The organism is Streptomyces sp. UNOB3_S3, assembly GCF_020740895.1.
In the GTDB taxonomy this organism is placed as follows: Bacteria; Actinomycetota; Actinomycetes; order Streptomycetales; family Streptomycetaceae; genus Streptomyces.
Genome location: NZ_JAILXP010000402.1, coordinates 1 through 6,214, shown reverse-complemented (window position 1 = coordinate 6,214; position 6,214 = coordinate 1). Strand labels below are relative to the sequence as shown.

Here is a 6,214-nt window from a genome sequence, read left to right as displayed (position 1 = left end):
GCCCTGCCCCGTGGAGCCGGAGCTCCCGGCGCCGGGACCCGCGCCGCCGTCATCGGGAGCCCCCGCCGGTCCGGGGCCCATGCCCGCGCCGTCCAGGCGCGTCGCCCCGGGGCCGGACCCGGCGGAGCCCGCACGCCCGTCGGTGGCCCCGGCGAGGCCGGCGCCACCCGCGTCGAGGCGGGTGGCGCCCGCGCTCGCGGCGTCCGGGCGCTCCGCGCCCGGCGCCCCCCGCTCCGGTGACGGCTCGCCCCCCGCCACAGCCGCCATCGCCGTGCCGTCGCTGTAGCACCAGCGGTCGTACGCCGCGTCGTACAGCCAGATATCCTCGCCCGCCACGACCGCCCCGATCCGCAGGCCCTGCGTCGAGTGCCGGAACGTCTCGCCGTCCATCCGGCCCGCCGCCAGCTCCTCCAGCGCCCTGCGGTAGTGCCCGAGCGTCTCCTCCACCCCGGCGAGCAGCTCGCGCGCGTCCGCCGTACGGACGAGCGACCCGCCCGTCCCGGGCGGGCGCTGCGGCAGGGTGACCAGCAGCCGGGCGTCCACCCACGCCGACCAGCCGTTGGAGCACAGCACCTGACCCCAGTCGCCGCGCCGGGCCAGCAGCCGCACCGGCAGCAGCGGGTCCAGTGGTTCGGCCGGGACGGCCGCGTCGGGCGCGGCCCATGTGGGCAGGCCCTCGTTGGGGACGACATGGGTCGGCTCGAAGCCGGGGACGTCCGGCATCGCGCCGGACGGCAGGGGGACCGTGCTCATCGCGCCGTCACTTCCGCATGACCGCCGGCTCGTGGCGGCGCAGCAGCCGGGCGACCAGGAGGGCGAAGACGACGGCCAGGACCGCCATCATGCCCATGTCGAGCAGCCAGGTGCCGACGGCGTGCCGGAAGAGCGGGTCGGCCCCGCCTCCGCCCTTCGGCGGGAGCTGGCCGGTCTCGGGCGGGATGTGGGTGAAGTCGATGGTCGCGCTCATCGCCGCCAGCGCCCAGCGCGAGGGCACCAGCCAGGAGAGCTGCTCCAGCGCCGGCCTGCCGTTGAGCTCGATCATCCCGCCGCAGAAGACGACCTGGACGAGGGTGATGAGCACCAGCAGCGGCATGGTGACCTCCTCCCTGCGCACCAGCGCCGACACCAGCAGGCCCAGCAGCATGGAGGTGAACGACAGCAGCGCCAGGGCGAGCGTCATCTCCAGCAGCGGCGGCATGAGCACGCCCTGCCCCTTGGGCGCGCGGGTGTCCACCCCGCCGAGGCCGACGACGGCCAGGACGATCGCCTGCGCCACCGTGATCACGCCCAGCACCAGGATCTTCGACATCACATACGCGGACCGGGACAGCCCGACGGCACGCTCCCGCCGGTAGATGACACGTTCCTTGACGAGTTCGCGCACGGCGTTGGCCGCGCCCGTCAGCACGCCTCCCACACAGAGGATCAGCAGCACGGTGTTGGCCTTGTCGGCGGAGGCGAAGCGGGTGCCGGAGGACAGCCGGGCCATCGCGCCGGTGACGAAGGGCAGCGCGACCATGATGACCAGGAAGGTCCGGTCGGCGCTGAGCGCCATCACATAGCGGCGCATCAGGGTCCACAGCTGGGCGCCCCAGCTCTGCGCCTTGAAGGGCGCGGGGGCCGCCTCCGGCGCGGGCGGCGCGCCCAGGCGGGGCTGGTCGGTGGCGGAGGCGATGTACTGCCGGTAGTGGGGCGAGGAGCGGTACTCGCCCGCCCAGTCCCGGCCCTTGTCGTTCTCGAACGCCTCGAAGGCCTCGGGCCACTGGCCGAAGCCGAAGAAGCCGGGCATGTCCCCGGGCGGCCCGTAGTAGGCGGTCCGCCCGCCGGGGGCGAGGAACAGCAGCCGGTCGCAGACGTCCAGGCTGAGCACGCTGTGGGTGACGACGATGACGGTGCGGCCGTCGTCGGCGAGGCCGCGCAGCATGTTCATCACCGAGCGGTCCATGCCCGGGTCGAGGCCGGAGGTGGGCTCGTCGAGGAAGAGCAGCGAGGGCTTCGTCAGCAGCTCCAGCGCCACGCTGACGCGTTTGCGCTGGCCGCCGGAGAGGCTGTGGATGGGCTGGTCGGCGCGCTGCTCCAGGCCCAGTTCGCCGATGACCTCCTCGACCCGGTCCCGGCGTTCGGACTTGGCGGTGTCGCCGGGGAAGCGCAGCTCGGCGGCGTAGTTCAGGGCCCGGCGCACGGTCAGCTGGGTGTGGAGGATGTCGTCCTGGGGGACGAGCCCGATGCGGGCCCGCAGCTCGGCGTAGTCGCGGTAGAGGTCGCGGCCGTCGTAGAGGACGGTGCCGCGGTCGGCGGGGCGCAGCCCGGTGAGGGCGTTGAGCAGGGTCGACTTCCCGGCGCCGCTGGGGCCCACGACGGCGAGCAGGCACTTGGCGCCGACGGGGAAGGAGACGTCGTCCAGCAGGGTCTTGCGGCCCTCGTCGACGTGCACGATCAGGTCCTGCACGTCGAGCGAGACCTCGCCGGTGTCGACGTACTCCTGCAGCTGGTCGCCGACCAGGCTGAACGCGGAGTGGCCGATGCCGATGATGTCACCGGGCCCGACGAGGGCGCGCCGCACCGGGTGGCCGTTGAGGTAGGTGCCGTTGTGGCTGCCGAGGTCGATGATCTCGTAGCCGCCGTCGGGAAGGGCGCGCAGCTCGGCGTGGGTCCGGGAGACGATCAGGTCGTCGAGGACGAGGTCGTTGCCGGCGGCGCGGCCGATCCGCACGGTGCGGGTGGGCAGCGGGCGGACGGACGTGGGCTGCCGGAAGGTGCTGGTCCCGGAGGGGTGGGAGACGGAGGAGGGCCGGTCGGCGCGGCGCGGCAGGGCCTCGGTGACATGGACGGCGGGGCCGTCCGAGGGGTTGCCGAAGCGGACGACGCTGCCCGGTCCCACGTCGAGCGAGGTCACGCGGCGGCCCTCGGCGTAGGTGCCGTTGGTGCTGCCGCTGTCCTCGAGCGTCCAGTGGTCCGCGACGGCGTGGAGGATCGCGTGGTGCCACGAGACGCGTCCGTCGTGGAGCACGATGTCGCTGAGGGGGTCGCGCCCCACGTGGTAGATCCTGTCGGGGCTCATCACCCGCGAGCCGCCGTCGGCCTCGACGACGAGCTCGGGTGCCGAGGGCGCGACCGAGCGCTCTCCCATGCCTCTAGGCTACGGCCGACCCCCGCCGCCCGCCTTTCGGCGGCGGCCGGGGGAGACGGACGGCCGGGCGCCGCCGGAAGGCGGGCGGCGGGGAAGGGAGCGCGGGAGTGACGGCGGAGGACTCCGGAGGGCTGCCCGTCTTCGTCTACGGGACGCTGCGGCCCGGGCGGCACAACCACGACCGCTTCCTGCGCGGCCGGACGGTGGCGGAGGAGCCCGCCCGGATGCGGGGCGCGGTGCTGTACGAGGGGCCGGGGTATCCGTACGCGGTGGCGGAGGCGGAGGGCGAGATCCGCGGTGAGCTGATCACCGTGGCGCCGGGGGAGTACGGCCGGGTGCTGGCCGCGCTCGACGCGCTGGAGGACTACCGTCCGGGCGATCCGCGCAACCTGTACGAGCGTGTGGTGCGCGAGGTGCGGGTGGAGGGCGGCGGTCCGGTACGGGGGTGGGTGTATCTCGCGGCGGACCGGGTGGCGCGCCGGCTGCGGGCGTCGGGGACCCGGGTGCCGGACGGCGACTGGCGGGGGTAGCGGCGGGGCCGCGTCTCACATAGTGATCAGTCGGCCAACATCGGCAACCTTCGGGGGCGTTGCCTCGTCCTCCCTCACAAGTCGACAGGAAGTTGCGCTGTCGTAACGGTGTGTTGGGGATTTGTAAACGGTAGATCAACTGTTCGGACAAGAAGCCCCTTCGCTCTTTTCATGGGCATGCCAATGGGTGCAAGGTCATCCACGGGACCTGGACCAGAGGTCCCCGTGGTGCGGCAGAACCGGCACCGCGTGCACGCAGGCGGTCCGGTCCTCCGAACCGCCCTCATGGCAAAGGGCGCTGAAACGTGCGTACATCCCCCACCAGCTTCATATCGGCCTCGACCGGCAGACGCGCGCTGACCATCGCCGTCGCGGTCGCCGCCGCGGCGACCATGGCCGGCACGGCCGTGGCCGACACCCTCCCCTCCCACTCCGCGGACAAGGCTCCGGCCGCGACCGCCGCGAACATCGCAGCCGGCGGTGTTCAGGCGGACGTCGTCAAGGCCGCGCGGAGCGCCGCCGTCGCCAACTCGGCGGCCACCGGCGTCACTTCGGCGGACGCGCTGACCGTCAAGGACGTCCTGACCGACCCCGAAGGGAAGCGGCACGTCCGCTTCGAGCGGTCCCAGCACGGCGTCGCCGTCATCGGCGGCGACCTGGTCGTCCACCTGGACGCGAAGAACTCCTACCTGGGCGTGACCCGTTCGGCCAACCGCCAGGTCACCGTCCCCAGCGTCACCCCCAAGCTGAGCGCCTCCGAGGCCGCCACCAAGGCCGCCGCGTCGGCCGACGGCACCGCCGCCGGCAAGCCCGAGCTGGTGGTGGACGCCCGCGCCGACAAGGCCGTCCTCGCCTACCGGGTGACCGTCACCGGCACCCCGAAGACCGAGGAGGGCGCCGCCCACTCGGTGCTCGTCGACGCCGCGTCCGGCAAGGTCATCAGCAAGACGCCGCTCTCCGACGCGTTCATCTCGCCCGCCCTGAAGGCGAAGCTGCGCGAGCAGGGCGTCCAGGCGACTCCGCGCGCCGGCACCAAGCCCCTGCCCGGGCCGGTCAAGCCCGCCGCGGGCGCCTTCCCGGCGCAGGCCACCGGCAGCGGTTCCTCGATCTTCGTGGGCAATGTCCCGCTGATCACGACCCAGACGGCCAAGAGCTCCTTCACCCTGAAGGACCCCAGCCGCGGCAACGCCGAGACCCGCAACGCGGGCCGTCAGCAGCTGGGCTCCTTCGCCGGCGGCAAGGCCTTCACGGACACCGACAACAAGTGGGGCAACGGCACGACGTCGGACTCCGCCAGCGCCGCGGTGGACGCCCAGTACGGCATCACGGCCACGTTCGACTACTACAAGAAGACGTTCAGCCGGAACGGCATCAAGAACGACGGCGTCGGCCCGCACGCCCTCGTCCACTTCGGCAGCAACGTCGGCAACGCCTTCTGGTCCCCCGACTGCGGCTGCATGCTCTACGGCGACGGCGATGGAAAAACGTTCAAGCAGCCGCTGGTGGCCCTGGACGTCACCGGTCACGAGCTGAGCCACGGCGTCGTCGAGGCCACCGCGAACTTCCAGCCGACCCGCGTCGACGAGGAGCAGAACCAGTTCGGCGAGGCGGGCTCGCTCAACGAGTCCTTCGCCGACATCTTCGGCACGGGCGTGGAGTTCGCCACCAACAACCCGGCCAACCCGCCGAACTACCTCCTCGGCGAGAAGCTCGGCCTCCAGCAGACCTTCCTGCGCCGCCTCGACAAGCCGTCGCTGGACAAGCTCGAGGGCACGGTCGACTACTGGGACGAGGGCTCCTACGACCGCGAGGTCCACGCGGGCTCCGGCGTCTCCTCGCACGCCTTCTACCTGCTGGCCGAGGGCAGCGGCAAGAAGACGATCGGCGGCTTCACCTACGACTCGCCGACGTCCGACGGCTCCACGGTGACCGGCATCGGCCGCGACAAGGCGGAGCAGATCTTCTACCGCGCCCTGAGCCGCTACCTGGTCTCCACCAGCGACTTCCACGACGCCCGCAAGGCCACCCTCCAGGCGGCGGCGGACATCTACGGTCAGGACGGCGCGGAGTACAAGGCCGTGGACGCGGCGTGGGCGGGTGTGAACGTCACGGAGGCGAACACGCCGTCGGTCAACGCCAACCTGAAGCGGTGACGTCGGCGCCTCCGGCGCCGACTGGATGAGCGGGGCGTCGCGGGACGCGTCAGGTGCGACGCGTCACGCGACGGGCGCCGACCGGGGGATCCCGGTCGGCCCGGGGCCGAGGGGCCGTGACCGGCGGACGACCGCCGGTCACGGCCCCTCGTGCGTGACGGGCGGGGGCGCCCGTCCACGGCCGGACGGGGGCCGGGCCCGCCCTGCCTGGGCCGGACTTGCCCCGGCAGAGACGGACTAAGCGCTCCGCGTCATCTGCTGGTGCGTCGTGGCTGGTCGCGCAGTTCCCCGCGCCCCTTCGGGGCGTCACCGAACCGCACCGGACCTCGCCAAGGCTGCTTAACCCTCCCGGCGTCGCAGGTGGCCCACGAGCAGCCCGCCCAGGAACCCCGCCACCAGGC

4 protein-coding genes are annotated in these 6,214 nt (G+C 73.0%); 2 read left to right on the top strand and 2 right to left on the bottom strand.

Going from position 1 to position 6,214, the window contains the following annotated elements:
- Positions 1–753, bottom strand: a 753-nt coding sequence (locus K6I33_RS30090) for a hypothetical protein (protein WP_229357709.1), incomplete at its 3' end; no start/stop codon positions are given.
- Between the two features lie 7 nt (positions 754–760).
- On the bottom strand, positions 761–3,130 hold the full coding sequence (locus K6I33_RS30085; RefSeq protein ID WP_229357708.1) for an FHA domain-containing protein: 2,370 nt from the start codon (positions 3,128–3,130) through the stop codon (positions 761–763).
- A 107-nt stretch (positions 3,131–3,237) separates the two neighbouring features.
- On the opposite strand from K6I33_RS30085, the gene K6I33_RS30080 reads away from it, so the two are divergent.
- The gene (locus K6I33_RS30080; protein WP_229357707.1) at positions 3,238–3,660 is read left to right on the top strand and encodes a gamma-glutamylcyclotransferase family protein; all 423 of its coding nucleotides are present in this window, start codon (positions 3,238–3,240) and stop codon (positions 3,658–3,660) included.
- Between the two features lie 392 nt (positions 3,661–4,052).
- Positions 4,053–5,813, top strand: a complete 1,761-nt coding sequence (locus K6I33_RS30075; RefSeq protein WP_229357710.1) for a M4 family metallopeptidase — start codon at positions 4,053–4,055, stop codon at positions 5,811–5,813.
- Positions 5,814–6,214: the final 401 nt, after the last annotated feature.